This is a genomic window from Mycobacteroides sp. H003 (assembly GCF_001440135.1).
Classification (GTDB): Bacteria; Actinomycetota; Actinomycetes; order Mycobacteriales; family Mycobacteriaceae; genus Mycobacterium; species Mycobacterium gwanakae.
In genome coordinates this window covers 72,150-98,694 of sequence record NZ_LJYL01000015.1, presented here as the reverse complement: position 1 = coordinate 98,694, position 26,545 = coordinate 72,150, and the positions used below count along the sequence as shown (strand labels likewise).

Sequence of the window (26,545 nt, the reverse complement as noted above, 5' to 3'; positions counted from 1 at the left end):
CCAGCGGTGAACACCATCCCATTGGCCCTCACGGGCTCGCTCAGCTGGGGCATCAGCGATTTCATCGGCGGGCACGCGAGCAAGCGGCGTTCCACTCTCGCAGTACTGGCACTGAGCCGGCCCGTCGGGCTTGCCGTGGTGAGCCTGGTTGCGCTGGTCACGTCCTCATCACATTTCGACGGCCGCACGCTACTGGGAATGCTTTCCGGCCCAGCGGCTTTCACGGCGCTTTACGCGTTGTATCGCGCACTTGCCATCGGACCGATGGGCGTCGTCTCGCCCATCGCGGCGGTGGGTGCGGTGGTGCCAGTCCTCTGGGGCGCCACGATCGGGCAGTCGCTGTCGGGACTGACCTATCTGGGGCTGGCGGGCACCCTTGTGGGCGTCATGCTGGCCTCCGCTTCACAGGGGCTGGACGGGCAACGCCCGGGCAGACAGGTGCTCATCTGGTCGTTCTTCTGCATGGTGATGTTCGGTGTCTGCATGATCCTGCTGGCCGAGGCCGGCAGGTACCACCCGGTTGAGGCGGTTGTGGTTTCCCGCGCGACCGAGGTAACGCTGATCGTGGTGCTCGGGGCATTCAGCTGGAAGAACCTGCGGGCCAATCTGCGCCCGCCGTTCGGGGCGGTGCCCTTCGCCGGTGTGCTCGACACCTCAGCGATTCTGTTGTTCACGTACGCCTCAGCGCACGGAAGCCTCGGCATCGCGGCGGTGCTGTCCTCGCTGTACCCGGTGGTGACGGTGCTCATCGCCCGCGTGGTGCTTCATGAGCGGCTCAGCCGGATTCAACAAGCCGGTGCGGTGCTCACGCTGGTGTGCGTCGCGGTGGTGGCGTTGAGCGCGTCACGCTGACGCGCGCAGAAACTAGCGCGCGCGGCGAGCCAGCCGCTCCGAGTCGGAGATCAAGACGCTCTTGCCCTCCAGCCGGATCCAGCCGCGGTGCGCGAAGTCGGCCAGCGCCTTGTTCACGGTCTCGCGGGATGCACCCACCAGCTGAGCGATCTCTTCCTGGGTCAGGTCGTGCGTCACGCGCAGCGCGCCGCCCTCCTGGGTACCGAACCGCTGGGCCAGCTGCAGCAGCTGCTTGGCCACGCGACCGGGCACATCCGTGAAGATCAAATCGGCCAGATTGTTGTTGGTGCGGCGCAGGCGGCGAGCCAGCACGCGCAGTAGCTGCTCGGCGATCTCCGGACGGTCGGCGATCCAGGCGCGCAACGCGTCCCGGTCCATCGACACGGCGCGCACCTCGGTGATGGTGGTGGCGCTTGACGTCCGGGGTCCGGGGTCGAAGATCGACAGCTCACCGAACATGTCCGACGGACCCATGATCGTCAGCAGGTTCTCACGGCCGTCGGGTGACCGGCGTCCGATCTTCACCTTGCCGGTGATGATGATGTACAGACGGTCGCCAGGCTCGCCCTCGGCGAACACCGTGTGCCCGCGCGGAAAGTCAACCGGCTGCAGCTGCTTGGTCAGCGCCGAGATGGCACTCGGTTCGACACCCTGGAAGATTCCGGCCCTGGCCAGGATCTCGTCCACGTTTGCCCCTTACCCAAATTCGTTAGTCATGCTTGCGCTGGCCTACTCGACATGAGTCTAGAGGCCAAGTCGCTAAAGAACGTGATCCAAGCTACACCGCTGCGCCACCGGCACGCAGTGAATCCACCACCGAATGCCGTGAGCGCATCGAGGACACACCCTCTTCACGCAGGCGATTCATCGTTGAACCGTTGATTCGTGGCTGGTTGTAGCCGTTTGTGGTGGCCTCATACACCGCCTCCAAGGACGGCTCGATGCGCTGCAATTGCCGCCGGTGCAAGTCCTCGATTGCTGACGGCATGCCGTCGCGCGCGAGGCGATTCATATCCGAAGGACTGGCTTGGTCCAGGAAATCGGCGACCTCGCTCGGCTGCAAGGTATGCCGCATCAACCCGGCTTCCAGCTTCCCGAGCCCAAGGCTGGCAAGCATGAGAAGTCCGGGTACCAACAAACCGAATAGGCCCGACACGGGTTGAAGTAAACACGCCCAAGATCTCGACGAGGTCACGAAAAACAACCGGTTTGTCCTGCGCAGGGGTGTAATCGGTGGGCACGCTCGCCCCTCCCGTGTCCTCAGCTCCCGCTACCCTGGGCTTGTGTCACTGACCGGATCGGCCTCTAAGCCCAGAGCGAAATCGACGGTAAAGACGCCAGCTCCGGCCCGAACCTGGAAGCCCGAGACGCACACGGGATTGGTCCGTCGGGCGCGGCGAATGAATCGCACTCTGGCGCAAGCATTTCCGCACGTCTACTGCGAGCTCGACTTCACCAACCCGCTGGAATTGGCGGTCGCGACCATTTTGTCGGCGCAATGCACCGACGTCCGGGTCAACATGGTGACGCCCGCGTTGTTCGCCAAGTACCGCACCGCGGAGGACTACGCGGGAGCCAACCGGACCGAACTCGAAGAGATGATCCGAAGCACCGGCTTCTACCGGAACAAGGCGAACTCGATCATCGGGCTGGGCACCCAGCTGGTGGAGCGGTATGGCGGTGAGGTGCCGCCGCGGCTGAAGGATCTGGTCACCCTCCCCGGTATTGGTCGCAAGACGGCGAATGTTGTCCTGGGCAACGCCTTTGACATCCCGGGCATCACCGTCGACACGCATTTCGGGCGACTGGTGCGACGCTGGCGCTGGACCGAGGAAGAAGATCCGGTCAAGGTCGAGCACATCGTCGGAGAGCTGATTGAACGTAAGGAATGGACCCTGCTCAGCCACCGGGTGATCTTCCACGGTCGGCGGGTATGTCATGCCCGCAAGCCCGCATGCGGTGTCTGTGTACTGGCCAAGGACTGCCCGTCGTACGGACTGGGCCCGACAGATCCCGAGCTGGCCGCGCCGCTGGTGAAGGGGCCGGAAACGGAGCACCTGCTGGCCCTGGCCGGGTTGTGACGTGTCTCGGCTCAGCACCGGGGCGCGGTGGACGATCGTGGGGATGGTGCTGGTCGCGGCGCTGATCGCCGTCATGTTGTCGCAGCAACACGATCAGCGGCGGCGCGCGCCGCAAGGGCAGGATCCTGTCGCCGCCCGCGAACGCCGGGACGCCGACACCCCCGAAGCCCTCGCGGAACTGTTCCGGCAGGCGCAACTGCCGCCATGTCCCAACGCCGACAGCGCACCGGGGACGCGCGAGCTGGCCGGGATAACGCTGGAATGCAGTGGGGCTCCGGTGGCGGTCGGTCCCGTCCTCGCCGGGCGGCAGGTGGTGCTGAACCTGTGGGCCTACTGGTGCGGTCCCTGTGCCGATGAGCTGCCGGCGATGGCCGAGCTGCAGCGCCGCGCGGGCGACAAGCTCACCGTCGTCACGGTGCATCAAGACGAGAACGAGGCGGCCGGGCTGGCCAAGCTCGCCGAGCTACACGTCAGGCTGCCGATGATCCAGGACGGGGCCCGGCGCATCGCCGCCGCGCTGAAGTCACCGAATGTCATGCCCACGACCATTTTGATTCGAGCGGACGGTAGCGTTGCCCGAGTGCTACCGCGTTCGTTCACTTCGGCGGATGAGATCGGTGCCGAGGTGGAACAAGCGTTGGGAGTGAGGTTCTAGGTCGTGACTGCCGATGAGCCGCTTACGCGAAGAGGATTGGCGACAGCGCCACTGACGCCCGGTGCCGCTCCAGACTGGATGCGACCGCTGGTGGACAACGCCGCGGGTGTCAAGGACATCTACGGCCGTGGCGTGCACCCCGCGATCAAGGCGGTGCTGCGGGCGCGCAAGCTGCCCTCTTCCGGGCGCCCGGCGGCGGTGCTGGTGCTGGTGTCCGCCGACCAGGCGGTGACCGACCCCACCGAGGCGGATCTGTTGCTGACGGTGCGCGCATCGACCTTGCGTCAGCACAGCGGTCAGGTGTCCTTCCCTGGCGGTGCTACCGATCCCGGTGACGCAGGGCCGGTGGGAACCGCATTGCGTGAGGCGCAGGAGGAGACGGGGCTGGACCCGGTTCGCGTGCAGCCGCTGACGGTCATGGAGCCGCTGTTCATCCCGCCATCCGGCTTCCACGTCTCTCCGGTGCTTGCCTACTCGCCCGACCCGGGACAGGTTCTTGCGGTCGATCCGGGCGAGACCGCCGGGGTGTCACGGGTGAAGATCGGTGACCTGGTGGATCCGGCGAATCGAATCATGGTGACTAAGAAGACATTTGGTATTCGTTACAGTGGCCCGGCCTTCTTGTTGCCGGGGATGCTGGTGTGGGGCTTCACCGGGCAGATCATCTCGGCGATGTTGGAGGTGTCCGGCTGGGCACAGCCATGGGACACTCGTAACCTTCGTGATCTTGATGAGCTGCTGGCCGAGCACCTGGGAGGGTCGGTATGAATCTGAATCCATCACAGTGGCTCGATATCGGCGTCATCGCCGTCGCGTTCATTGCCGCGGTGTCCGGATGGCGTTCCGGCGCACTGGGTTCCTTGATGTCATTCGTCGGGGTGATCCTGGGCGCGGTAGCCGGCGTGATGCTGGCCCCGCATGTGGTGGGCAACCTGGACGGGGCACGTACCCGGTTGTTCGCCTCGCTGCTGCTCATCCTGGTGTTGGTGGTCATCGGCGAGGTGGCGGGCGTGGTGCTGGGCCGGGCCATGCGTGGTGCCATCAAAAATCGGGCGCTGCGCGCCGGCGATTCGGTGGTGGGAGTGGTGCTGCAGGTGGCCGCCGTGCTGGTGGCCGCATGGCTGCTGTCGATTCCGATGCAGAGCTCCAACCAGCCGAATATCTCTGCGGCAGCTCGTGAATCGAGGGTTCTCAGCCAGGTCGACAAGTACGCCCCGGACCAACTCCGCAAGGTACCCAACGACCTGTCCAAGCTGCTGGACACCTCGGGTGTGACCGGTGTGTTGCAGCCGTTCGGTAAGACCCCCATCGCGGCCGTCGACGCCCCGGACTCAACGTTGGTGGACGGTCCGGTGGTGCGGGGCGCCGAGCCGAGCGTTGTGAAGATCAAAGGCATTGCCCGCAGCTGCCAGAAGTCCCTTGAGGGAACCGGATTCGTCATCGCCCCGCACCGGGTGATGTCGAATGCGCACGTCGTGGCCGGCACGAACAGCGTCACCGTCGAGTCGGCCGGGCAGACGTTCGATGCCACCGTGGTGGCCTACGACCCCAACGCCGATATCTCGATCCTCGCGGTTCCGGATATGCCGGCCACGCCGCTGGTCTTCGCGCCCAAACCGGCCAAGACCGGGGACGACGCCATCGTGCTGGGCTACCCGGGTGGCGGGAACTACAAGGCGACACCGGCGCGGGTCCGGGAGATCATCGAGCTGAACGGCCCGGACATCTACCGGTCCACCACGGTCACACGTGAGGTGTACACCGTCAGGGGCTCGGTGCTACAGGGCAATTCGGGTGGTCCGTTGATCGACACGGAGGGGCGTGTGCTCGGTGTTGTCTTCGGGGCGGCGATCGATGATGACGACACCGGCTTCGCGCTGACCGCCAAGCAGGTCAAAGATCAGCTCGCCAAGGCCGAGCTCTCCGAGCCCGTCGCCACCGGCAGTTGCATCTCCGCGCCGGAGGCCAACAAGTCACCGCAGCCCGTCAGCGGACCGCAATCACCGGCGCCCATTAAAGCTCCCTAGGTGCTCGTTGACGGTGCCGGGGTCTTCTTCGTGGCCGTAATGTCCTACCCCGCGCAGCGCGACGAATTGGCCGTGGGGCGCGAAGGACAGTGATCGGTGCACCGGGTCGGCGAGCACATACGGATCGCTGTCGCCGCGCATGTGAAGTACCGGGACGGATAGTTCACGGTTCATTGACCTCATGAAACGCCAACCCTCGCTGCGCAACTGGCTACGCACCGCCCACCGCTGATACTCCAGCGCGCAATGGGCCACCCCGGGGATGGCGATCGCGGTGCGCAGCTGCTGGATGGTCTCGGCGAAATCGTCGGTGGTGGTCCAGTGCTCGCCCGCCCGCAAGCGCACCAGACGTTCCAGCTCGGCACCTCGATGACGTGTCAGGGTGCGCTCGGGAAAGATGGGCAGCTGGTAGCGCATCAGGGACGGCAATAGCGCGCCTCCCTGTCCGGTTCTGCGGAATGTGGCGGTGCGCAGGGCGATCGGGTGCGGCGAGCTCACCACCGCGATGGCGTCGACGAGGCGTGGATGCAGGTTCGCGGTGGCCCAGCAGACCAGTCCGCCCTCGGCATGCCCGACCAGCGTGGCCGACGTGTGTCCCAGGGCGCGGATCAGCCCGGCGGTATCCCCGGCCAGCGTCCATCCGTCGTATCCGCGTGGCGGCTTGTCGCTGCCCCCGTAGCCGCGGAGGTCGACCGCCACCACGCGGGCATCTGTCAGCTCGCGAAGCTGATGCCGCCACGACCACCAGAAGGACCCGAACCCATGCAGCAGCAATACGAGTGGCCTGCTGGTGACGGCCACGGTTGGTGTGTGAGGAGCATCGGCTTCCACCACATGGAACCGAATGCCGTTGGCGTGTACGTCAAAATGGCGCCACGGGCCGACGATGCGGACCACGGATGGGTCGGGGTGACGTGCCGTCTGGTCGAACAGCATGGATGCGTCGGTGTCGAGCCGACTTCAGTGGGCTACCAGCCCGACGGGTCTGCGGGCTTGGCCGACTTGGTCAGTGCGGGAGTCTCATCGTCGCGTGAGGTGAACACGGTCCGTGTTTCCTTGACGGAGGCGATGGTGTCGCGTGGTCCTCGGATTCGTCTGACCTGGAGGAAACCGATCAGCACCGCGAGGATGGCGACGAACACCATGGCGGCGAAGATGATCAGGTACGCCGCCCAGGCGGGCAGCCAGATCTTGAGGATCTCCGCGGCGAAAAAGAAGAAGAAGAACGTCGAGTAGAACAGGACGACGAGAGCCGCGATGAAGAAGATACTGCCCGCGACACCCTTCTTGACGTCCCGGACGACCTCGGCGCGGGCCAGTTCCACCTCGGCACGCACCAGGGCGGAGACCTGGGTGGTGGCATCACGGACGAGATTGCCGATGGTGGGTTCTCCGGTGCCGGTCGCGTTCGGATCGGACAGCGGAATGGCGGCGACGGTGATCGGAACACCATTGCTGTCCGTGCGGTAGTTGCGGCTTCCAGGGCTGCTCACTGTGCTCCCTCCGTGTCCCTTGCGGGTCCGGTGTGATGTCGTGCGGCCTATGTTGCCACGTCGGTGGCGTCGGGGCTGCGGCGCGTCTGGCCTGGGGCGTCGTTACCCAATCGATAGCACTGTGACAGAAGTGACCAGTGTGAATCTTGTTTAGAATGGTGTCAGGCATGGCCGACGGGGGAGAGATGCGGCCGGAATGAGAGAGGCTGCGCGACATGAGGTCATTTGGACGGCATATGCGGTACGGATTGCCGGTCCTGATCGCACTGTTTGGCCTCGTCGTGGCCACGATTCCGGCTGGCGCGGCTCCCGCCGCCGGAGCCGATGACAAGGTGCCCATGGGCGGCGGGTCCGGGCTCATCATCAACGGTGACACCCTCTGCACGCTGACGACGATCGGCCACGACAACAAGGGCAATCTAGTGGGCTTCACCTCGGCTCACTGTGGTGGTGCCGGTTCGCAGGTGGCCTCCGAGGACTTTCCCAAGAAGGGTGTGGTGGGAAAGTTCGTCAACGGTAACGAGCAGTACGACTACGCCACCATCCAGTTCGATCCGGAAAAGGTGCAGCCGGTGTCCACCTACAAGGGGTTCGCCATCACCGGAATCGGACCGGATCCGCAGCCCGGTGACATCGCGTGCAAGCTGGGCCGCACCACCGGTAACTCGTGCGGCGTGACCTTTGGAGCCGGAGCCGAGCCCGGCACCTTCATCAATCAGGTCTGCGGGCAACCCGGGGACTCGGGTGCGCCGGTCACGGTGAACGGACAGCTGGTGGGGATGATCCACGGCGCCGCTACCAAGCTGCCGGTGTGCGTCATCAAGTACATCCCGCTGCACACGCCGACCACCACGTACTCGATCAACACCGTGCTGGCCGATATCAACGCCAAGAACCGCACCGCCGGAGTGGGTTTCACCCCGGTCGGCTAGCTCACGGCGCTACTTGCTGGCTCTGATCGCCTCGAAGACGCTCGGGTCGACCAGCGTCGAGGTGTCGCCCAGCTCGCGTCCCTCGGCCACATCACGCAGCAGCCGCCGCATGATCTTGCCGCTGCGGGTCTTGGGCAGCTCGGGTACCACGTGAATCTCGCGCGGCTTGGCGATGGGCGAGATCTCCTTGGACACCTGAGCTTTCAGGTGTGAGACGAGCTCATCGCCCTCGACGGTGTGACTGGCCTTGAGAATCACGAACGCCACGATGGCCTGCCCCGTCGTCTCGTCGGAGGCGCCGACGACGGCGGCCTCGGCGACACCGTCATGTCCGACGAGCGCGGATTCCACTTCGGCAGTCGAGATTCTGTGGCCGGAGATGTTCATGACGTCGTCGATGCGCCCCAACACCCAGATGGCGCCGTCGCTGTCGTAGCGTGCGCCGTCTCCGGCGAAGTACCAGCCCTTCTCGGCATAACGGGACCAGTAGGTCTCCTTGAACCGCTCGGGGTCGCCCCAGATACCGCGCAGCATGGACGGCCACGGCTGATCGAGCACCAGGTACCCGGTGACCGGTTCATCGCCGCTGGCCGGCTCCAGCCGATTCCCGTCGTCATCAACGATTTTCGCGGAGATACCGGGTAGTGCGCGCATCGCCGAACCAGGCTTGGTGTCGGTGACACCGGGCAGCGGGGAGATCATCGCCGAGCCGGTCTCCGTCTGCCACCAGGTGTCCACAATGGGGGTGCGGTTGCCGCCGATGACCTCGCGGTACCAGCGCCATGCCTCCGGGTTGATCGGCTCACCGACGCTGCCCAGCAGTCGCAGGCTGGACAGGTCGTGCGCGAACGGGATGTCGCGTCCCCACTTCATGAACGTACGCACCAGCGTGGGAGCGATGTAATAGATAGTGACACCGTACTTTTCGATGATCTCGAAATGCCGGTGCTCGTTCGGCGAAGTGGGTGTGCCCTCGTAGACCACCTGGGTGGCGCCGTTGGACAGTGGGCCGTAGACGATATAGGTGTGGCCGGTGACCCAGCCGATATCGGCTGTGCACCAGTACACGTCGGTCTCGGGTTTGAGGTCGAAGATGTTGAAGTGTGTGTACGAGGTCTGCGTCAGGAAGCCGCCCGAGGTGTGCACGATGCCCTTGGGCTTTCCGGTCGTTCCCGAGGTGTACAGCAAGAACAGCGGGTGCTCGGAATCAAAGGATTCGGGCGTGTGGGTGGTGTCGGCGTGAGCGACCGTCTCGTGCCACCACAGGTCGCGTTCCTGGGTCCAGTCGACGGGAATCTCGGTGCGGCGCACCACCAGAACATGTTCGACGGAACTCGGCTCGCCGCCCAGCGCTTCGTCCACAGCGGCCTTCAGTGGGGCCGCGGCGCCGCGCCGCCATTGGCCGTCAGAGGTGATGACCAGCTTGGCCTCGGCGTCGTCGATGCGCGCCCGCAGTGCCGCGGCGGAGAATCCCGCGAACACCACCGAATGCATCAGCCCCAGCCGCGCACACGCCAGCATCGCCACGATCGCCTCGGGCAGCATGGGCATGTAGATCGCGACCCGGTCACCGGAAACCAGGCCGAGGTCGGTCAGATAGTTGGCCGCCTGGCTGACCTGAGCCAGCAGCTCGGCGTAGGTGATGGTGCGGGTGTCGCCGGGCTCGCCCTCCCAGTGGATGGCGACCCGATCACCATGGCCGGCCTCCACATGCCGATCGACACAGTTGTAGGCGACATTGAGCTTGCCGCCGACGAACCACTTCGCGAACGGTGCGTCGGACCAGTCGAGTACGTCGCCGAAAGGCTCGCTCCAGTGCAGACGGCCAGCCTGCTGCGCCCAGAACCCGAGCCGATCTTCCTCGGCCGCCTGATAGAGGTCGGCGGTCGCGTTCGCTGTCGCCACGAACTCCGGCGACGGCGGGTAGCGATCCGGTTCGGTGCTGATTTCGGTCATCTGATCTGGCCTTTCTGCCCTAGACAGGTCCGCTCGAAAGCCTAGTGGGCGCCCCCGGTTACCGAGAAGTAATTGGGGCCGTCGTTCAGATCCGGGCGTGGCGGTGTGTCGATGGAGAGACATCGGCGTGTTACCCGCCTATGGTTCGTCCTACCTATTTCAGCTACCGAAGGGCAGGGTGAGGATGCGGTTTCGCCGACTGGCCGTCGCGTTGCTCGTCGGCATTGCGGCGCTTCTGCCCTCGGGCTGCGGTGACCTGGTGACTCCGGCACCCCCGGGGTACTTCAGCATGTACATCACCGAACCCGAGCACACCTTGGTCCCGGGAAACACCACCGAGAATCAGGGTGGTCGGATCCTGCGCTCGCTATTTACCGCGCTGGTCGAGTTCAACAACGACACCGCGGAAGTGGAATACACCGGCGTGGCCGAATCGATCACCAGCCACGACAACGTCAATTGGACGATCAAGCTCAAGCCGGGATGGACCTTCCATAACGGCGAACCGGTGACCGCGCAGTCCTATGTGGATGCCTGGAACTACACCGCCTTGAGCACCAATGCCCAGGGTTCCTCGAGTTTCCTTGCCAACGTCGATGGGTACGGCGATCTCCAGGGAGATCCGAAGAACAAGATCCCACCGCGGGCCACCCAGATGCGCGGATTGCACGTCGTGGATGACGTGACATTCACCGTCCGGCTCAACACCCCGTTCGCCATCTACCCGATGACCTTGGGATACACCGCGTTCCTGCCGCTGCCCAAGGCCTTTTATCGGGATCCGGCCAAGTTCGGCGTGCACCCCATCGGCAATGGCCCCTTCAAGGCCGACGGCGACTGGGTGCGTGGTATCGGGTTCACGCTGAGCCGTTACGACCAGTACGCCGGCCCGAAGAAGGCCAAGTCCAAGGGCTTGATCTGGCGGGTATACACCGAGGGCCTGACCGCGTACACCGATATGCAGGCCGGTGCTCTCGACATTCAGCTCGATCTGCCCGACTCCGCCTACGAGAACGCCAGGGCCGAATTCGGATCGGCCTTCCTGGAGCGGCCCCGCCCGGACATCACCTCGCTGGGGTTCCCGATGTACGACCCGCGGTACAAGGATGTACGTGTGCGCCAGGCGATTTCGATGGCCATCGACCGTGAGGCGATCACCCAGGTAATCTTCTCCGGCACCCGCACCCCGGCCACGTCCTATGCGTCGGCGGTGGTCTACGGGTACCGCAAGGGGGCGTGCGGAAAGCTGTGCGAGCTGCACGTCGATGAGGCCAACAAACTGCTCGATGACGCTCATTTCGACAGGAGCAAGCCCATTGAGCTGTGGTACAGCTCATCGAGCACCGGAGCACTGTCGTGGGTGCAGGCCATCGGAAACCAGCTGCAGTCGAACCTGAAAGTGCCCTACAGCCTCAAGAGCCTGCCGTGGTCGCAGTTCCTGCCGTTGCAGGACAGCAAGGGGATGACCGGACCGTTCCGTTCCGGCTGGGTGATGGACTACCCGTCGATCTACAACTTCCTGGAGTCGTTGTACGGCACGGTGGCGCTGCCACCGGCGGGCTCCAATTACGTGTTCTACAGCAATCCGGCATTCGACGAGCTGCTGCGGCAGGGGAACAACCAACCGACCGTGGAACTGGCCACCAAGGCGTATCAGAAGGCAGAAGACCTGTTGTTCAAGGACCTTCCGGCCGCGCCGCTGTTCTATGAGGTCAATCAGGCGGTGCATTCCAAGCGGGTGAGCAACGTCAAGATCAGCATCCAGGACTGCATCGAGTACGCCGATGTGGAGGTCGTGCAATGACCGGACGCAAGTGGCCGCGATCGCTGATCAACGAAAGGGTTGATAGGCGGGGAGTGGAGCGTGCACTCCCGGTTCCGTGGCTCGATGATGTGCTGGACGTTCGGCGGCTTTGGCAGAACGCGGGCTTGTTTCGTTATGTGGTGAAACGGCTGTTGCTGGCTATTCCGGTGCTCATAGGCACGTCGCTGCTCATCTACTCCCTGGTGTACGCGCTACCGGGTGATCCCATTCGGGCGTTGGCGGGCGACCGTCCGTTCACCCCCGAGGTCATGGCTCAACTACGGGAGCGCTTTCATCTCAATGATCCGTTCCTGGTGCGCTACGGCAAGTACATCGTGGGCTTCCTGCATGGTGACTTCGGTACTGATTTTCAGGAACGCCCTGTCGCGCAAACTGTTTCACAACGCCTGCCGGTGACGTTGAGGCTCACGGTGGTAGCCGTGGTGTTCGAGACGATCATCGGCATCACGGCCGGAGTGCTGTGTGCGGTGCGCCGGGGATCGTTCTACGACAACCTTGTTCTTGTCACCACGACGCTGCTGGTCTCGATGCCCGTGTTCGTGCTGGGCTTCCTGGCGCAGTACCTGTTCGGCTTCAAGCTCGGCTGGTTCCCGATCGCCGGAATCCGGGACGGCTGGTACAGCTTCCTGCTGCCGGGGCTGGTGCTGGCCTCGTTGTCCATGGCCTATGTGGCTCGGCTCACCCGAACCTCGATGTTGGAGACCATGGACGCCGACTTTGTCCGGACCGCCCGTGCCAAGGGCGTCTCCGAATCACGCATTCTGTTGCGGCACACCCTGCGTAACAGCCTGATTCCCGTCGTCACATTCATCGGTGCCGACGTGGGTGCGCTGCTGGCGGGCGCGGTCGTCACCGAGTCGGTGTTCAACATCCCTGGGTTGGGGAGGGCGACATTCGATGCGGTGCGCAACCAGGAGGGCGCCGTCGTGGTGAGCATCCTGACGCTGATCGTCTTCTTCTACATCTTCTTCAATCTCGTCGTCGACATCTTGTACGCGCTGCTGGATCCGAGGATTCGCTATGAGTGACCCCATACATGCCCCTGGCCCGGTCTCGGGCCCTGATGCCGCCGCCGAGTCGTTGGTGGAGCAGGCGGATCTTTGGGGAAATGCCTGGAAGTACCTGCGGCGCAGTGGCTTCTTCATCACCGGGTCGATCCTGCTGACGATTTTGGTCCTGATGGCGTTGGTCCCGCAGTTGTTCACCTTCGGAAAGGACCCTCGGGCCTGCGACCTCTATCAGGCGCGCAAGGGGATCAGCGCGGCGCACTGGCTGGGTACGGACCTACAAGGATGCGACTATTACGCCAACGTGGTCTATGGGGCGCGAGTGTCGCTGACGATCGGCCTGATCGCGATGGTGGGCGTGCTGATCATCGGTGTGCTCGTCGGGGCGCTGGCGGGGTACTTCGGCGGTTTCGCCGACTCCACACTGTCCCGGTTGACCGATGTCTTCTACGGTATCCCAACGATTTTGGGTGGCATGATCCTGCTGTCCGTCGTCGGTCATCGGACGGTGTGGAGCGTCGCGGGCGCGCTGATCGTGTTCGGCTGGATGACCTCGATGCGGCTGGTGCGATCCAGTGTGATGACCATCAAACAGAGCGACTACGTTCAGGCCGCCATCGCGCTGGGAGCGCCGACGTGGCGAATCCTACTGCGGCACATACTTCCCAATGCGCTGGCGCCCGTGCTGGTGTACGCCACCATCGCGGTGGGCAGCTTCATCGCGGCGGAGGCCACGCTGACCTATATGGGCATCGGGCTAGAGCTGCCAGAGATTTCGTGGGGACTTCAGATCAACGATGGACAGTCCCGTTTCGCCACCACGCCGAGGCTGGTCATCGTTCCGGCCTTGTTCCTCTCGGCCGCCGTGCTCGGCTTCATCATGGTTGGTGACGCCCTCCGAGATGCTCTCGATCCGCGGAGGAGGTAGGCGGTGCCCGCAGATTCCGTGGTTGAGATCGAGGACCTCTCGGTCGACTTCGAGGTAGACAAACAATGGGTGCCGGCGGTCAAGGGTGTCTCGTTGACGGTCGCCAAGGGCGAGGTGCTCGCCATCGTCGGTGAATCCGGCTCGGGGAAATCGACCACTGCCATGGCCATTCCGGCATTGTTGCCGTCCACCGCGCGGGTGGCGGGCAGCATCAAGCTCAACGGTGCCGAGCTGCTGGGGGCCACCAATGACGAACTGCGTGAGGTCCGCGGCAAGGATGTCGCCGTCATCTTCCAGGAGCCGATGACGGCGCTGAACCCGGTCTACACCATCGGTTGGCAGATTGCCGAGGCCGTACGTGCGCACAAGAAGATCACGCGCAGGCAGGCGCGTGAGCGCGCCATCGAGTTGCTGGAGCTGGTGGACATGCCCGAGCCCCAGCGGCGGGTCAAGCATTACCCCCATCAGCTTTCCGGAGGGCAGCGTCAGCGCGCGATGATCGCGCAGGCACTGGCGCTGGACCCGGGGCTACTCATCGCCGATGAGCCCACCACTGCGCTGGATGTGACCGTGCAGGCCGAAATCCTTGATCTCATGCGTGATCTACGGCATCGAATCGAGGCCGGCATCATCCTGATCACCCACGATATGGGTGTCGTCGCCGACATGGCCGATCGCATCATGGTGATGAAGGACGGTGAGGTTGTCGAGGAGGGTGATGCCGACAGCATCTTCCACCGCGCGCAGCAGCCATACACGCAGCAGCTGCTGGCATCGGTGCCGCATCTGGGTGCGACATTGGGCGACGCCGACGAATCATCTTTACCGGTAACCGATCTGGCGCTGAGCGTGGAACATGCCGTCATCGAGTATCCGGGAAAGGGTGGCAACTTCCGGGCCATCGACGACGTGTCCTTCTCGATCGGCAGAGGGGAGGTGGTGGGCCTCGTCGGCGAGTCGGGTTCCGGGAAATCCACCATCGGACGCGCCGCGGTGGGCCTACTCAAGGTGGCTTCGGGCACTATCTGTGTTGCCGGGCAGGATATTTCGACTGCCAACCGTAAGCAGCTGCGTGATATCCGGAGCAAGGTGGGGGTGGTGTTCCAGGATCCGGGATCGTCGCTGAATCCGCGATGGCCCATCGGCCAGTCGATCGCCGAGCCGTTGACCCTGCACACCGATATGGACCGCTCCCAGCGGGAAAGCAGAGTCAAGACGTTGTTGGAGCAGGTGCAGTTGCCCGCGAACATGCGAAACCGGTTCCCCCACCAGCTCTCCGGAGGGCAACGGCAGCGGGTGGGCATCGCGCGGGCGCTGGCGCTGGAGCCGACCCTGCTGATCGCCGACGAGCCAACCTCGGCGCTGGATGTCTCGGTGCAGGCCCGGGTGCTCGAACTCTTTGCCGAGCTGCAACGTGAGCACGGGTTCGCGTGTTTGTTCATCAGCCACGACCTGGCAGTTGTCGAATTGGTGGCAAGCCGCATCGCGGTGCTCAACCACGGTCGTCTTGCCGAATTCGGTTCTGACAAACAGGTATTGACCGCGCCCACCGATGACTACACCAAACGGCTGCTGGCGGCTGTTCCGGTACCCGACCCTGAGCAGCAGCGAATCCGGCGCGAGGAGCGCAAGGCCCTGCGGTGAGTCTCGTATGCGGCGAGTCATTCAGTACCGTTAGTGGACCATGACTGATCCACTCGCGCCGCTGGCCGCCCTGCCGGGAGTATCCGACGCTGCCGAATCCGCCCGTGATGCGTTGAGCAAGGTGCACCGTCATCGCGCCAATCTGCGGGGATGGCCGGTGACCGCGGCCGAGGCTGCGGTGCGGGCGGCCAGGTCTTCGTCGGCGCTGGATGGCGGCACGATGAAGCTGAGCGCCGATGGTGCGGTGGAGGACCCGATACTGGCCGGCGCGCTGCGGGTCGGTCAGGCGCTCGATGGGGACGCGCTCACTCAGTTGACCGCGGTGTGGTCGCGTGCTCCACTGCAGGCATTGGCGCGTCTTCATGTGTTGGCGGCCACCGGCATGGCGGACGAGGACATTCTGGGACGCCCGCGCCCCGGCGTCGACACCGATCGGCTGGAGTTGTTGGCGCAACTGGCATCGGGTGGAACATCGGTGTCCGCGCCGATTCTCGCGGCGATCACGCACGGGGAACTGTTGGCACTGAATCCCTTTGGTTCTGCCGATGGTGTGGTCGCCCGCGCGGCGTCCCGATTGGTGACGGTCTCACGCGGGCTGGATCCGCACGCGCTTGGTGTCCCCGAGGTGATGTGGATGCGGCAGTCCGGCAGATACCGTGAGCTTTCGTCCGCGTTCGCCGCGGGTACACCCGAAGCCATCGCTGCCTGGATCATCTTCTGCTGTCAGGCATTAACGGCGGGTGCGGCGGAGGCGACATCGATCGCTGATAGCGCTAAGCGCTGACCGAGACTGGCCTGAACATTAAAAACGGGCGACGGTCCGAATGAATCGGCCCGCCGCCCGTTAGCACGGATCCTCCGGTTACCAAGCGTGCAATGTGGGTTGTGTGGGTGGCCTCGGCGCTTTCGCGACGCTTCCAACTCGGACTTCACCCAAGAAGTCTGATGAATTGTCTCTGTTCGCGATTACGCAGGCCCACAACGCTTCTGCCCTTGTCGCGGCGTGCTCCGCGTGGGTGCCGTGGTCCGTGCTGGGAATCCTAGGTCGGGAGATCGATCCTTCTCTTCCGGGTCGACCTTGGCCTTGCCAGGCTTCCGTACCTACTTTCTACACTGAGACGACGGTCACATCAAGGGGTAATTCGTTTGGTCACTGCATTGTTACGTGCGTGCCGAAAGTGACATGTGTCTAGTACTACGGCCGTAGCTTGCGAATCAGCGAATAGGTAAGTGCGCCAGCGGCGATCGCGCTCAGCCCCACGGCCGCCGTGGTGGCGGCCGCCGCGCCGGAGGGAACGGGTATCCGGTCGCCCAGCGACACGGGCCGTGAGAACGTCAGCACCGGCCATCCGCGTGCCATGGATTCCTTGCGTAGCGCCCGGTCCGGGTTGACGGCTGTCGGGTGACCGACAGACTCCAACATGGGCAGGTCGGTGATCGAATCGGAGTAGGCGTAGCAGTGCTCCAGTGGGTAGCCCTCGCGCTTGGCGAGTTCCTGGATCGCGGCCACCTTGCCTTCCCCGTAGCAGTAGAAGGCGACATCTCCGGTGTACTTACCTTCTTCCACCACCATGCGCGTGGCCATGGCGTGGGTGGCGCCGAGTGCGCGCGCAATGGGGGCCACGATCTCTTCGCCGGACGCCGAGACCACCACAACATCACGGCCGCAGAGTTTGTGATCGGCGATCAGATCGGCCGCCTCGGCGAACACCAACGGATCGACGATGTCGTGCAGTGTCTCGGCCACGATCGCCTTCACCTGTTCGACATCCCACCCCGTACACATGTTGGTGATGTGTGTGCGCATGCGATCCATCTGGTCGTGATCGGCACCCGACAGCAAGAAGAAGAACTGCGCATAACTCGATTTCAAGACGGCGCGTCTATTTATTAGGCCCTGATCGAAGAACGGCTTGCTGAAGGCGAGGGTGCTCGACTTTGCGATCACGGTCTTATCCAGATCGAAGAAGGCCGCCGTTCTGGGGGCTTGGCCGGCGTCCGTGGGCTCACTGATGGCCGCGGCATCCCGGTCTTCGACAGACGGAGAGGATCCGGGTGCCGTTGCGTGGTCGGTCACAGCTCGAGGATAGATCTCACGGACTACATCGTCGGGTCCATCAGTAAAGTCCCAGTTCAGCCGGGGTAGTCTGGTAACGCGGCTACGCCAGAAGAAGGGTTGCCTTTCTTTGGCTTTTTTCAGCCGATTGGTCTTGCCACCCTCACCTGGTTCGTGTGTATAGTGGGGTTACTCGGCTATGCCGAGTGTGTCTCAGCCCGACCCCCCGGGGCTGAAGCACGACGACCCTCGCCTCCTCCCCCCCTGGCGAGGGTCGTCCTCTTTTCTGGGGACGTTTATCACCGATTTTTTGCGGCTCATCCCGGATCTATCCACAGATTCGTGTCCATCCCCAATCTCGATGAGGCCGCTGGCGTTCACGTCGCGCAACCTTGATGGTGGAGCGCGTGGAGGCAAATGCGGGGGAGCCGATCGTTGTGGCAGTCGGCGATGGACGGCTTGGCAACGACATCGAGCGGATCGTCGCCGCGACTGGCAGGCCACTGATCACCGCTACCGATGCCGGTTCGATCGGCAGACAGGCCTGGACCCGCGCGAGTGCGGTGCTGCTCGATGGAGCCGACCCGTCGTTGGAAGCTGTGATCAGACTGCCTCGTCGGGCTCGGGTGTTACTCATCTCTGGGGACGAGCCGACAAGTGAGATGTGGCGCAGAGCGGTCGCGGTGGGTGCCGAGCAGGTGCTCACGTTGCCCGAGGACGAAGTCAGGCTCATCGAGGCATGTGCGGCGATGCCGGTCAGCGCCTCGGCGGGTCGCGCCCCAGTGATTGCGGTGGTGGGAGGACGCGGTGGTGCCGGTGCGTCGGTGCTGTGTGCGGCGATTGGTCTCTGCGTGCCGGGCGGTGCGCTCATCGTGGATGCCGATCCGTACGGAGGCGGAATCGACCTACTGCTCGGATGGGAGGACGTCGAGGGCCTGCGCTGGCCGGACATCGATATGCGCAGTGGTCGAGTGGGTTTCGATGCTCTTCGACGTGCGCTGCCGCATCGGCGCGGGCTTGTCGTGGTGTCGGGCGACAGAACGGGTGGCGGAGGCAACACGGAGGCGATCGGTGGGGTCATCGATAGTGCACGCGACGCCGGCGTGCCGGTGATCGTCGACCTTCCGCGGCGTCTCGGTGCGACAAGTGTGGCCGCACTGGAGCGCGCGGATCTGGTGGTCGTGGTGACACCTGCTGAGGTGCGAGCCTGCGCGGCCGCTGCGCTTGTGACCAGCGCGATACAGCTCATCAATCCGAACGTCGGCGTTGTGGTGCGAGGTCCGGCTCCGAGCGGGTTGCGGGCGGCCGAGGTGGCCGAAATCGTGGGGGCCCCAATGATCGCCGCGATGCGGCCGGAACCGAATCTCGGCAATCGCCTCGACAACGGCGGTCTGCGATTATCGCGCCGTTCACCGTTGACGGGTGCCGCGCACGCCGTGCTGGCGCTGGTCTCGCGGGAGGGCAAGGGGGCGGCGGCATGACCGGATCGCTGATCGATCGAGTTCGGGAACGGCTCGCGACCGAGAACGCGACGCTGCGTCCTACGGCGGTAGCGGCAGTGATACGCGCTGAATCCGGTGGCGTACTGGGTGATAGCGATGTGCTGCATAACATAAAGGAGCTCCAAAGTGAGCTGGCCGGTGCGGGCATCCTCGAGCCACTGTTAGGCGCGGACGGAGTTACAGACGTCTTGGTCACCGCGCCGGATCGGGTCTGGGTGGATGACGGTCAAGGATTGCGGCTCACCGCAGTGCGATTCGCCGACGAGGCCGCCGTGCGGCGACTCGCGCAGCGGCTGGCTCTCGCGGTGGGGCGACGTCTCGATGACGCGCAACCGTTTGTCGACGGTCAGCTGACAGGGATCGGCCCACCGCGTTCAGTGGTACGCCTTCATGCTGTGCTGGCGCCGATCGCGGTGGGCGGAACATGTGTCTCGCTGCGCGTATTACGCCCGACTGCTAAGGGTTTGGATCAGCTGATCGCTGATGGCACCGTCGCTGAAGACGCTGGAGTCTTGCTTCGCGGGATGCTGGCGGCCCGGTTGGCCTTCCTCGTAACGGGGGGAACTGGCGCGGGTAAGACGACGCTGCTATCGGCCCTGCTCGGAGCCGTCCATCCATCGGAACGCATCATCTGCGCCGAGGACGCCGCCGAGCTCGCGCCGCGTCATCCGCATGTGGTCACGTTGGCTGCACGCACCGTCAACGTCGAGGGGGTGGGAGAGGTCACCCTCCGCCAGTTGGTGCGGCAGGCGTTACGGATGCGACCCGATCGCATCGTGGTGGGAGAGGTGCGGGGCGCCGAGGTGGTTGAGCTACTGACCGCACTGAACACCGGTCACGATGGAGGTGCGGGAACTGTCCACGCAAACGCCCCGGCAGAGGTCCCGGCAAGACTGGAAGCGCTCGGGGCGTTGGGTGGGCTCGATCGTGCCGCGCTCCACTCGCAGTTCGCCGCGGCGATTCAGTGCGTATGTCACATCAGGCGGTTTGGGAACATTCGGAAACTGACTGAGATCGCGGTGGTGTGCAAGGGCGACGACGGGATAGCGCGGGTGATACCCGCATGGAATCTAGACGGTGGGCCTCGTTCCGGTGCGGAGCGGTTCGACGCATTGATCGCACGGGGTGTTACATGACACCGCAGGCCCTACTGCTGCTCTCTGTCGCGTTACTTGTTGCACCGCAAAGGCATTCACGCTTATGGCAGAGGGCTTCCTCGCGGCGGTGGAACTGGAAACTGGCGGCAGCCCCGGTGGGAGTGCTGGTGCTGGCGGCCCTGTGGTTGTTGCCTCTGTCGGTGGTGATCGCGGTGGGGGTGGTGGGTGGAACCTTGTGCATGTGGTGGAGTCGCCGCTCCCGGTTGAAGGTCCAGTCGAAGGAACTGGCTGTTTTGGAGTCCGGCCTTGATGTCCTCGTCGGCGAGCTGAGGGTTGGCGCGCATCCGGTGCACGCATTCGAAATCACTGCGGCGGAGCTTGGCGGAACGGTCGGGGAGGTGTTCGCGGCTATGGCCGCACGCGCACGTCTCGGGGTGAAACTGGATCCGGCGATGCCGAGACTGGGGCCATTGGCGGGCCAGTGGAATCGGATCGGCTGCGGCTGGGCACTGGCCCAGCGGCACGGTCTCGCGGTTGCCGATCTGCTTGACGCATGTAGGACGGACCTGCAAGAGCGGCAACGATTTACCTCACGTGTTAACGCCGGGCTCGCCGGGCCTCGCGCGACCGCGGCAGTGCTCACCGGTCTGCCGGCAGCGGGAATCGGGTTGGGGCAGATGATCGGAGCCAAACCGCTCGCCGTGCTGAGCTCAGGTGGGTTCGGTGGCGTGCTGCTCGTTGTTGGGGTGGCTCTGGCGTGTGCAGGTCTGCTGTGGTCCGACGCTATTACGGGGAAGGCATTGCGATGACCGCAGCGCTGCTGATGCTGGCCGCGGCGATTGTGACCGCGCCGGGAGCGTTGCGTGCTCGGGTCAGGCTGTCGCGTGCCGACGCAATTGTCTCTGCCGATCGCCGCGTGGCTGAAAAGGGTTTATTGGGAATGGCATTCAGTCTTGATGTGCTCAGCGTGTGTCTTCGATCGGGGATGCCGGTCGCAACCGCCGTGTTAGTGGTGTCGTCGTCCGCGCCGTCGGAACTGGCCCGCATCCTGAATCGCGCAGGGGAGATGCTCGCCTTGGGGGCACCGGCGTCTGCGGCCTGGGCTGACCCGGGAGCGTCGGATGATCCGGGATATGAGCAGCGGCAGGCGCTGACCAGGCTGGCGCGGCGATCAGCCGACTCCGGTGCGGTGATGGCTGATGGCATCGCCTCGTTGGCCACTCAGTGTCGCAGGGATGCGCTGGATTCGGCAGTGGCCACTGCGGAACGGGCCGGTGTGCTTATCGGGGCGCCGCTGGGTCTGTGCTTTCTGCCGGCCTTCGTCTGTCTGGGCATTGTGCCTGTCGTCATGGGTTTGGCGCGGGATGTGTTCAGTAGTGGCGTGCTGTGACCCGCGGACCGACCGCGGGGTTGAAAGGGAGGGAATCCATTGATACGCAACATCTTGACGACGCTACGTCGGCGGATGGTGGTGGTCGTCGAGTCAGAGGACGGCATGTCCACCGTCGAATACGCGATCGGGACGATCGCGGCGGCGGCCTTCGGAGCGATCCTCTACACGGTGGTCACCGGGGACTCGATTGTCAGTGCGCTTACCAACATCATCACGCGCGCGCTCAACGCCGCCGTCTAGCGGGCGACACCGGAGCGGTTACCGTCGAAGCCGCGTTCGGTATCGCAGCATTGGTGACGGTACTCGTGTTGTGTTCTGTGGGTATTCAAGCGGTGTCGATGCAGGTGCGTTGTGTGGACGCCTCGCGTGAGGCGGCACGGTTGGCCGCCCGCGGTGACGAAGGCGGCGGGAGAGGGGTCGCACACCGCCTTGCTCCTCGCGGCGCAGTGGTCGAGGTTCGGCGCGACGGTGATTACGTGGTGGCGCGGGTTACCGCGAGAAGCCGGTTGTTGCCCGCCATCACGATTGCCGCCGAATCGGTTTCCGCGATGGAACCCGAGGGCTGAGGAAGGCTCGGCGACCATCGTCGCGGTGGCGATGATGGTCGTGCTGCTGGCGCTGACCGCAGGAGGCGCCGTGGTGGGCTCGGCGGTGGTGGCGCGGCATCGCGCGCAGGCCGCCGCTGATCTATCTGCGCTGGCTGGTGCACAGCGTGCGCTGTACGGCGCGGCTTCCGCCTGCGACAAGGTGGCCGTTGTTGCCCGGAGGATGGGTGCCACTGTCAACAGCTGCGTAGTTGAGGACCTCGATGTTGTTGTCGGGGTGAGTGTTCCGGCGATGTTAGGCCGGTTCGGTGTGGGTCCGGCCCGGGCGGCGGCCCGTGCCGGACCGGTCACCGGCGACGGGTGACGGCGGTACTGATCAGCGTTTGTCTGTTGACGGCGGTGAATCGAGATAGGGGGCCACGGCGGCATAGAAGATTTCGACGTAGATGTCGATCATGTGTTGGCGGTCCAGGTCGGGGCGGGACTGCCACCAATGCCCGAGGCGTTCGGCTGCACCGGACATGGCGTGCGAGAGTCCTTCGGCGAAAAGCTTAGGTACGTCGGGATGGTCCTTGGTGATCAGCGCGTAGGTAGTCTCGATGTTGTCCAACCGCAAGGCGGAGAGTTCTTCACGTGACTCGGCAGGCAACACCGCGGCGCTGCCGTAAATAAGTTCCCACCGCTCGGGATGAGTCTCCAAGAGCTCGAAGAACACGTCGGCGGCGGTGGCGAACTGGTCGCGCACGGTCAGCGTGGGATCTACCCGCTGTATCAGCGTCTGCGCGAAATCAGCCTGTGCGCGCCGCGCGCACGCCAGATATGCGCCATCTTTGGTTGTGAAGTGACGGTAGGCAATGGGCTTGGTGACGCCTGCGGCCTGGGCGATATCGCTCAACGACACTGCGGCGAAGCCGCGCTCGAAGAACAACTGCTCGGCGGTATCCAGCAGGTGCGCGTGGCGCTCTGCCCACGGACGACGCGAGCCCACGCCGGACGTCAAAGCTGCCTCCATGGTTCAACAGCCTAGCCGACTTGTTACTTTTGGTAACAAGAGCTATGTTACCGAAGGTAACAACGACACGAGCGGCAAGGAGGATCGCGTGTCCGCTATCCATCCCGTCCAGGTCAGGGGTACTCAGCTATGAGTCGGCACAAACAGTCGCGAGGCCGTGCCGGTCGACTTCTCGGCACGTTGTGGATGCCTTTGGTGGCGCTCATCGTCATCGTGGTCGTTGGCTTCGGAGTCAATCGGATTCGAGAGAAGTCGCAGGCAATCAGCCATCCGGCGACCACCCGCCCGATTCCGGCCACGGTTGTTCAGATCAATCCCAAGAACGTCACTTACGAGGTGTTCGGCAATTTGGGAACCAGCGGGAAGGTGTCCTATGCCAACCTCAACAGCGAACCCGTCGACGTCGTGCTGACCGCATTGCCGTGGTCGGTCTCTGAAACCACGATGTCGTCGGCCGCGTCGCTGAGCCTGGTCGCCCAGGTGGACGGGGACTCGCTGGGCTGCCGCATCCGGGTCAACGGCGAGGTCCGCGAGGAACAGGTTGTCAACCATGCCAGTGCCGCGGTCGCATGCACGGTGACGGCAGCATGACGTCGGGTCAGCAGCCGCCGGAGGACGCGACGACCGGTCCGGTACTGGTAGCGCCCGCACCGCCGGTGGCACAGGAACCCGAGAAGCGCCCTGGGCCTGCGCGATTGCTCCGCGTGCTGGCGATTCCGGTGGTCATCTTCTGGGTGCTGGCGGCCGCAGCCCTCAACATTTTCGTGCCCACCCTGGAAGAAACGACCGCGGCCAATGCCAAGGCGATGATTCCCCGTGACGCACCCTCGTCGGCCGCTGCCATCACGCAGGGGCAGGACTTCGAAGAGTCCGACTACACCAGCATGGCGGTAGTCGTCCTGGAGGCTCAGGGCCGCACGCTCGGCGAGCAGGACCACCGCTACTACGACGAGATGGTTCGCCGTCTACTCGACGATAAAGAGCATGTGCAGTCGCTCATGAATCTGTGGGGCGACCCTGTCACCAGGTCGGGTCAGCAGAGCGCCGACGCGCAGGCCGCAACGCTCACCGTGCGTCCTGCCGGAGATTTGGGTGACGCCGACTCGAACAGGTCGATCAAGGCCATCCGCGGCATCATCGAAAAGCTGGACAAGGACAAGCCTGAAGGGCTCACGGTCTACGTGAGTGGGCCGGCACCCCTGGCCTCGGACACTCTCAATGCCGCCGACGAGAGCATGGTCACGCTGACGATCGTCACCATCGTGGTGATCATCGCGATGCTGCTCATCGCCTACCGCTCGTTCACTCGAGCAATCATCCCGTTGATCGGAGTGTTGATCACACTGGCCACGGCCCGTGGCGTGGTCTCCCTTCTGGTCGAAAACCACGTCATCGGGATCTCGTCGTTCGCGATGAACATGGCCGTGTCATTGGTTCTCGGTGTCGCCACCGATTACGGGATCTTTTACCTGGGCCGTTTTCAGGAGGCCCGGCGCGCGGGGGAGGACCGGGAGTCCGCCTACTACACCTCGGTGCGCAGCGTGGCCCACGTTGTTCTGGGATCGGGCATTGCGATATCGGGTGCGTGCCTGTGCCTGAGCCTGACGACCCTCGACTACTTCCGGACGTTGGGGCCACCGTGTTTTGTGGCAATGGTCGTCGCCGTTATCGCGGCGCTCACGCTGGGGCCGGCCCTGTTGACACTGGGTAGCAAGATCCCCTGGCTCTCCGAGCCGGCCAAGACCAGCCCGGTCTGGCGCAAGCTGGGCACGGCGATCGCCAAGTGGCCTGTCGCGATGATTGCGGTTGCAGCGCTGGTGATTCCATTGTGTATCGCGAACCTGGCCAACTACACGGTGAGCTACAACGATCGCGATTACGCCCCCAAGAGTGTCGAGTCGTCTCGCGGCTATGACGCCGCGGACCGGCATTTCCAGCCGAGTCAGCTCTCGATCGACACCTTGTACATCAAGGCCGATCACGACATGCGCAACACCACCGACATGATCAGTCTGGACCGGATCGCGAAGAACATTGTTCGTACGCCGGGTATTTCGATGGTGCAAAGCATTACCCGGCCGAATGGCCGGCCGCTGGAACACGCCTCGCTGCCGTATGCGATGGGTTCGATGGGAACCAAGATCGGTCAGAATCTGGGGTTCCTGAAAGACCGCGTAACCGACATCGACACCATGGCCGCCCGGATGGGGGACATGATGGAGTTGAGCAAGAACATGGCGAACATCACCGGGCAGCTGTCCGCGGGTACGCAGATGTCCGTGGAGGCTTCCCGGGGTCTGAAGGCCGCGATGGAGAAGACGCGCGACAACCTGTCCAACTTCGATGACTTCTTCCGCCCGATACGTAACTATTTGTATTGGGAGCCTCACTGTTTCGACATTCCGATCTGTTGGGCCATGCGCTCGTTGAATGAGTCCGTCGACAACATTGACGAAGCGACCTCGCAACTGGGCCCGATGGTAGACGGGCTGAGCATGGTTGATGCGGCCACTCCGCAGATGATCACGCAGCTCAATGCCATGGTGCAGAACATGGCCGTCATGCAGCAGCTGACCTTGACGATGCAAAGCCTCTTCCACGCCACCATCGCCCAGCTGGAGCCCATGATCGACCCGATGGTCGATATGGGTAAGGCCTTCGACAACGCCAAGAATGACGACTTCTTCTTCATGCCGCCGGAGTCGTTCAAAACTAAGGACTTTCAGACAGGGTTGAAGTTCATGATGACCCCTGACGGCAAGGGCGCACGGATTCTGATCTACCACGAGGGCGAAGCGATGAGTCCCCAGGGCATTGATCAGATTCAGCGCGCCGAGTCCGCCGCCCACGAGGCGATCAAGGGGACGTCGCTGTCCAATGTCGATCTGCTGGTAGCCGGTGCATCCGCGAATTACCGTGATGTGCAGGCATTTTCCATGAACGACATCTTGACGATGATGTTGGCGACGTTCGGTCTGGTGTTCCTGATCGTCATGGTGATCACCCGCACCCTGGCCGGTTCGGTGATTGTCCTGATCACTGTGGTGCTGTCTTTCCTGGGCTCCCTTGGCTTGGCGGCATTCATCTGGGAAACCTTGATCGGTATCGAATTGCATTGGCTGACGCTGCCTATTGCGTTCATCGTGCTGGTGGGGGTGGGTTGCGACTACAACCTGCTATTGCTCTCCCGATACCGCGAAGAGCTCTCTGCCGGAATACGCACCGGTCTGATTCGTACCATCGCAGGCTCGGGCAACGTTGCCGTCACCGCGGCATTCGTGCTCGCCGGCACCATGCTGGCCATGCTCTCCAGCGATGTGGTCAACATCGGCCAGGCGGGGTCCACTATCTGCATCGGCCTGATCTTCGACATGATGATCGTCCGGCTGTTCCTGGTCATGCCGTTGGCCAGGCTCCTGGGGCCCTGGTTCTGGTGGCCGCAGAAACTCCCCACCCGGAAACGCGCCACGTTTAGAGACGAGCCCGAACGTGGCCCGCAACCGGAGGAGCCCACTACCGCAACGGTTTAACAGATTGCCG

General features: G+C 64.0%; 27 protein-coding genes. 20 read left to right on the top strand and 7 right to left on the bottom strand.

Translation table 11 applies throughout. The features are described 5' to 3' along the window. The first annotated feature begins 6 nt into the window (after nt 1-6). Entirely contained in the window at nt 7-852 is an 846-nt protein-coding gene (locus AOT87_RS11040; RefSeq protein WP_057967176.1) for a DMT family transporter, read from the top strand. A 12-nt stretch (nt 853-864) separates the two neighbouring features. On the opposite strand, the gene crp is transcribed toward AOT87_RS11040, so the two are convergent. Both crp and AOT87_RS11030 read right to left on the bottom strand, forming a co-directional pair. Then, nucleotides 865-1,539: a cAMP-activated global transcriptional regulator CRP gene (gene crp, locus AOT87_RS11035; protein ID WP_030095903.1), complete on the bottom strand. Its 675-nt coding sequence runs from the start codon at nt 1,537-1,539 to the stop codon at nt 865-867. Nucleotides 1,540-1,630: 91 nt separating this feature from the next. After that, a complete protein-coding gene (locus tag AOT87_RS11030) occupies nt 1,631-1,969 on the bottom strand; it encodes a hypothetical protein (RefSeq protein ID WP_030095902.1) in 339 nt (112 codons plus the stop codon). 262 nt (nt 1,970-2,231) lie between these two features. Between AOT87_RS11030 and nth the strand changes: the two genes are divergently transcribed. From nth to marP, 4 genes are read left to right on the top strand one after another with little or no spacing between them, the layout of a single operon-like run. After that, nucleotides 2,232-2,933: an endonuclease III gene (gene nth, locus AOT87_RS11025; protein WP_232783356.1), complete on the top strand. Its 702-nt coding sequence runs from the start codon at nt 2,232-2,234 to the stop codon at nt 2,931-2,933. Between the two features lies 1 nt (nt 2,934). Then, on the top strand, nt 2,935-3,588 hold the full coding sequence (locus tag AOT87_RS11020; protein WP_081346288.1) for a TlpA disulfide reductase family protein: 654 nt from the start codon (nt 2,935-2,937) through the stop codon (nt 3,586-3,588). A gap of 3 nt (nt 3,589-3,591) precedes the next feature. Next, nucleotides 3,592-4,356: a CoA pyrophosphatase gene (locus tag AOT87_RS11015; RefSeq protein ID WP_030095899.1), complete on the top strand. Its 765-nt coding sequence runs from the start codon at nt 3,592-3,594 to the stop codon at nt 4,354-4,356. Beyond that, nucleotides 4,353-5,615, top strand: coding sequence for an acid resistance serine protease MarP (gene marP, locus AOT87_RS11010; protein WP_057967175.1), 1,263 nt, complete (start codon nt 4,353-4,355; stop codon nt 5,613-5,615). Before AOT87_RS11015 ends, marP begins: the two co-directional genes overlap by 4 nt. Here the strand turns inward: marP and AOT87_RS11005 are convergent. Next, the gene (locus AOT87_RS11005) at nt 5,589-6,551 is read right to left on the bottom strand and encodes an alpha/beta hydrolase (RefSeq protein ID WP_057967174.1); all 963 of its coding nucleotides are present in this window, start codon (nt 6,549-6,551) and stop codon (nt 5,589-5,591) included. The two genes, marP and AOT87_RS11005, sit on opposite strands and share 27 nt — an antisense overlap. 32 nt (nt 6,552-6,583) lie before the next feature. After that, the gene (locus AOT87_RS11000) at nt 6,584-7,108 is read right to left on the bottom strand and encodes a phage holin family protein (RefSeq protein WP_030095896.1); all 525 of its coding nucleotides are present in this window, start codon (nt 7,106-7,108) and stop codon (nt 6,584-6,586) included. A 236-nt stretch (nt 7,109-7,344) separates the two neighbouring features. Here AOT87_RS11000 and AOT87_RS10995 point away from each other — a divergent pair, with 236 nt between their 5' ends. Further along, nucleotides 7,345-8,040 (top strand): hypothetical protein, encoded by a 696-nt coding sequence (locus AOT87_RS10995; protein WP_057967173.1) that lies wholly within the window; start codon nt 7,345-7,347, stop codon nt 8,038-8,040. A gap of 9 nt (nt 8,041-8,049) precedes the next feature. Here AOT87_RS10995 and acs read toward each other — a convergent pair whose 3' ends face one another. After that, the gene (gene acs, locus AOT87_RS10990; protein ID WP_057967172.1) at nt 8,050-9,996 is read right to left on the bottom strand and encodes an acetate--CoA ligase; all 1,947 of its coding nucleotides are present in this window, start codon (nt 9,994-9,996) and stop codon (nt 8,050-8,052) included. Between the two features lie 184 nt (nt 9,997-10,180). Between acs and AOT87_RS10985 the strand changes: the two genes are divergently transcribed. The 5 genes from AOT87_RS10985 (at nt 10,181) to AOT87_RS10965 (ending at nt 16,184) form a co-directional block, all read left to right on the top strand. Then, a complete protein-coding gene (locus tag AOT87_RS10985) occupies nt 10,181-11,800 on the top strand; it encodes an ABC transporter substrate-binding protein (RefSeq protein WP_046252332.1) in 1,620 nt (539 codons plus the stop codon). Between the two features lie 125 nt (nt 11,801-11,925). After that, entirely contained in the window at nt 11,926-12,849 is a 924-nt protein-coding gene (locus tag AOT87_RS10980; protein ID WP_057967188.1) for an ABC transporter permease, read from the top strand. Then, nucleotides 12,842-13,756 (top strand): ABC transporter permease, encoded by a 915-nt coding sequence (locus AOT87_RS10975; protein ID WP_046252334.1) that lies wholly within the window; start codon nt 12,842-12,844, stop codon nt 13,754-13,756. The genes AOT87_RS10980 and AOT87_RS10975 overlap by 8 nt, the downstream gene beginning before the upstream one ends. Nucleotides 13,757-13,774: 18 nt before the next feature. Continuing rightward, nucleotides 13,775-15,400: an ABC transporter ATP-binding protein gene (locus AOT87_RS10970; RefSeq protein ID WP_057967187.1), complete on the top strand. Its 1,626-nt coding sequence runs from the start codon at nt 13,775-13,777 to the stop codon at nt 15,398-15,400. 40 nt (nt 15,401-15,440) lie between these two features. After that, nucleotides 15,441-16,184 carry a hypothetical protein gene (locus tag AOT87_RS10965; protein WP_030095889.1) on the top strand — a complete coding sequence of 248 codons (744 nt, stop codon included), beginning with the start codon at nt 15,441-15,443 and terminating at the stop codon, nt 16,182-16,184. Between the two features lie 411 nt (nt 16,185-16,595). Here the strand turns inward: AOT87_RS10965 and AOT87_RS10960 are convergent, their stop codons facing one another. Then, nucleotides 16,596-17,477 (bottom strand): HAD-IB family hydrolase, encoded by an 882-nt coding sequence (locus AOT87_RS10960; RefSeq protein WP_030095888.1) that lies wholly within the window; start codon nt 17,475-17,477, stop codon nt 16,596-16,598. A gap of 386 nt (nt 17,478-17,863) precedes the next feature. On the opposite strand from AOT87_RS10960, the gene ssd reads away from it, so the two are divergent. Genes ssd through AOT87_RS29310 form a run of 7 tightly spaced genes read left to right on the top strand, consistent with a single transcriptional unit; the run spans nt 17,864 to nt 22,357 of the window. Further along, entirely contained in the window at nt 17,864-18,937 is a 1,074-nt protein-coding gene (ssd, locus tag AOT87_RS10955) for a septum site-determining protein Ssd (RefSeq protein WP_057967186.1), read from the top strand. Further along, on the top strand, nt 18,934-20,094 hold the full coding sequence (locus tag AOT87_RS10950) for a TadA family conjugal transfer-associated ATPase (protein WP_057967171.1): 1,161 nt from the start codon (nt 18,934-18,936) through the stop codon (nt 20,092-20,094). Before ssd ends, AOT87_RS10950 begins: the two co-directional genes overlap by 4 nt. Next, entirely contained in the window at nt 20,091-20,864 is a 774-nt protein-coding gene (locus tag AOT87_RS10945) for a type II secretion system F family protein (protein ID WP_057967170.1), read from the top strand. Before AOT87_RS10950 ends, AOT87_RS10945 begins: the two co-directional genes overlap by 4 nt. Then, nucleotides 20,861-21,445 (top strand): type II secretion system F family protein, encoded by a 585-nt coding sequence (locus AOT87_RS10940; RefSeq protein WP_057967169.1) that lies wholly within the window; start codon nt 20,861-20,863, stop codon nt 21,443-21,445. The genes AOT87_RS10945 and AOT87_RS10940 overlap by 4 nt, the downstream gene beginning before the upstream one ends. Nucleotides 21,446-21,496: 51 nt before the next feature. After that, nucleotides 21,497-21,688, top strand: coding sequence for a DUF4244 domain-containing protein (locus tag AOT87_RS27760; RefSeq protein WP_081343320.1), 192 nt, complete (start codon nt 21,497-21,499; stop codon nt 21,686-21,688). 41 nt (nt 21,689-21,729) lie between these two features. Next, nucleotides 21,730-22,014 carry a TadE family type IV pilus minor pilin gene (locus tag AOT87_RS29315; protein ID WP_272936775.1) on the top strand — a complete coding sequence of 95 codons (285 nt, stop codon included), beginning with the start codon at nt 21,730-21,732 and terminating at the stop codon, nt 22,012-22,014. Beyond that, entirely contained in the window at nt 21,974-22,357 is a 384-nt protein-coding gene (locus AOT87_RS29310) for an Rv3654c family TadE-like protein (RefSeq protein ID WP_256364551.1), read from the top strand. Before AOT87_RS29315 ends, AOT87_RS29310 begins: the two co-directional genes overlap by 41 nt. 12 nt (nt 22,358-22,369) lie before the next feature. Here the strand turns inward: AOT87_RS29310 and AOT87_RS10925 are convergent, their stop codons facing one another. Beyond that, complete coding sequence (locus tag AOT87_RS10925; protein ID WP_030095880.1) at nt 22,370-23,005, bottom strand: TetR/AcrR family transcriptional regulator; 636 nt, start codon at nt 23,003-23,005, stop codon at nt 22,370-22,372. Nucleotides 23,006-23,134: 129 nt separating this feature from the next. Between AOT87_RS10925 and AOT87_RS10920 the strand changes: the two genes are divergently transcribed. Beyond that, nucleotides 23,135-23,596: an MmpS family transport accessory protein gene (locus AOT87_RS10920; RefSeq protein ID WP_057967167.1), complete on the top strand. Its 462-nt coding sequence runs from the start codon at nt 23,135-23,137 to the stop codon at nt 23,594-23,596. Next, on the top strand, nt 23,593-26,535 hold the full coding sequence (locus AOT87_RS10915) for an RND family transporter (RefSeq protein WP_057967184.1): 2,943 nt from the start codon (nt 23,593-23,595) through the stop codon (nt 26,533-26,535). Before AOT87_RS10920 ends, AOT87_RS10915 begins: the two co-directional genes overlap by 4 nt. The last annotated feature ends 10 nt before the right edge of the window (nt 26,536-26,545 follow it).

Coding starts and splice junctions, on each gene's coding strand:
- AOT87_RS10950 (WP_057967171.1), top strand. CDS start 18,934: ATGACCGGATCGCTGATCGATCGAGTTCGGGAACGGCTCGCGACCGAG.
- AOT87_RS10995 (WP_057967173.1), top strand. CDS start 7,345: ATGCGGTACGGATTGCCGGTCCTGATCGCACTGTTTGGCCTCGTCGTG.
- AOT87_RS10940 (WP_057967169.1), top strand. CDS start 20,861: ATGACCGCAGCGCTGCTGATGCTGGCCGCGGCGATTGTGACCGCGCCG.
- AOT87_RS10920 (WP_057967167.1), top strand. CDS start 23,135: ATGAGTCGGCACAAACAGTCGCGAGGCCGTGCCGGTCGACTTCTCGGC.
- AOT87_RS11030 (WP_030095902.1), bottom strand. CDS start 1,969: ATGCTTGCCAGCCTTGGGCTCGGGAAGCTGGAAGCCGGGTTGATGCGG.
- AOT87_RS11005 (WP_057967174.1), bottom strand. CDS start 6,551: ATGCTGTTCGACCAGACGGCACGTCACCCCGACCCATCCGTGGTCCGC.
- AOT87_RS10985 (WP_046252332.1), top strand. CDS start 10,181: ATGCGGTTTCGCCGACTGGCCGTCGCGTTGCTCGTCGGCATTGCGGCG.
- AOT87_RS10915 (WP_057967184.1), top strand. CDS start 23,593: ATGACGTCGGGTCAGCAGCCGCCGGAGGACGCGACGACCGGTCCGGTA.
- acs (WP_057967172.1), bottom strand. CDS start 9,996: ATGACCGAAATCAGCACCGAACCGGATCGCTACCCGCCGTCGCCGGAG.
- AOT87_RS10945 (WP_057967170.1), top strand. CDS start 20,091: ATGACACCGCAGGCCCTACTGCTGCTCTCTGTCGCGTTACTTGTTGCA.
- AOT87_RS10925 (WP_030095880.1), bottom strand. CDS start 23,005: ATGGAGGCAGCTTTGACGTCCGGCGTGGGCTCGCGTCGTCCGTGGGCA.
- AOT87_RS10975 (WP_046252334.1), top strand. CDS start 12,842: ATGAGTGACCCCATACATGCCCCTGGCCCGGTCTCGGGCCCTGATGCC.
- AOT87_RS10965 (WP_030095889.1), top strand. CDS start 15,441: ATGACTGATCCACTCGCGCCGCTGGCCGCCCTGCCGGGAGTATCCGAC.
- marP (WP_057967175.1), top strand. CDS start 4,353: ATGAATCTGAATCCATCACAGTGGCTCGATATCGGCGTCATCGCCGTC.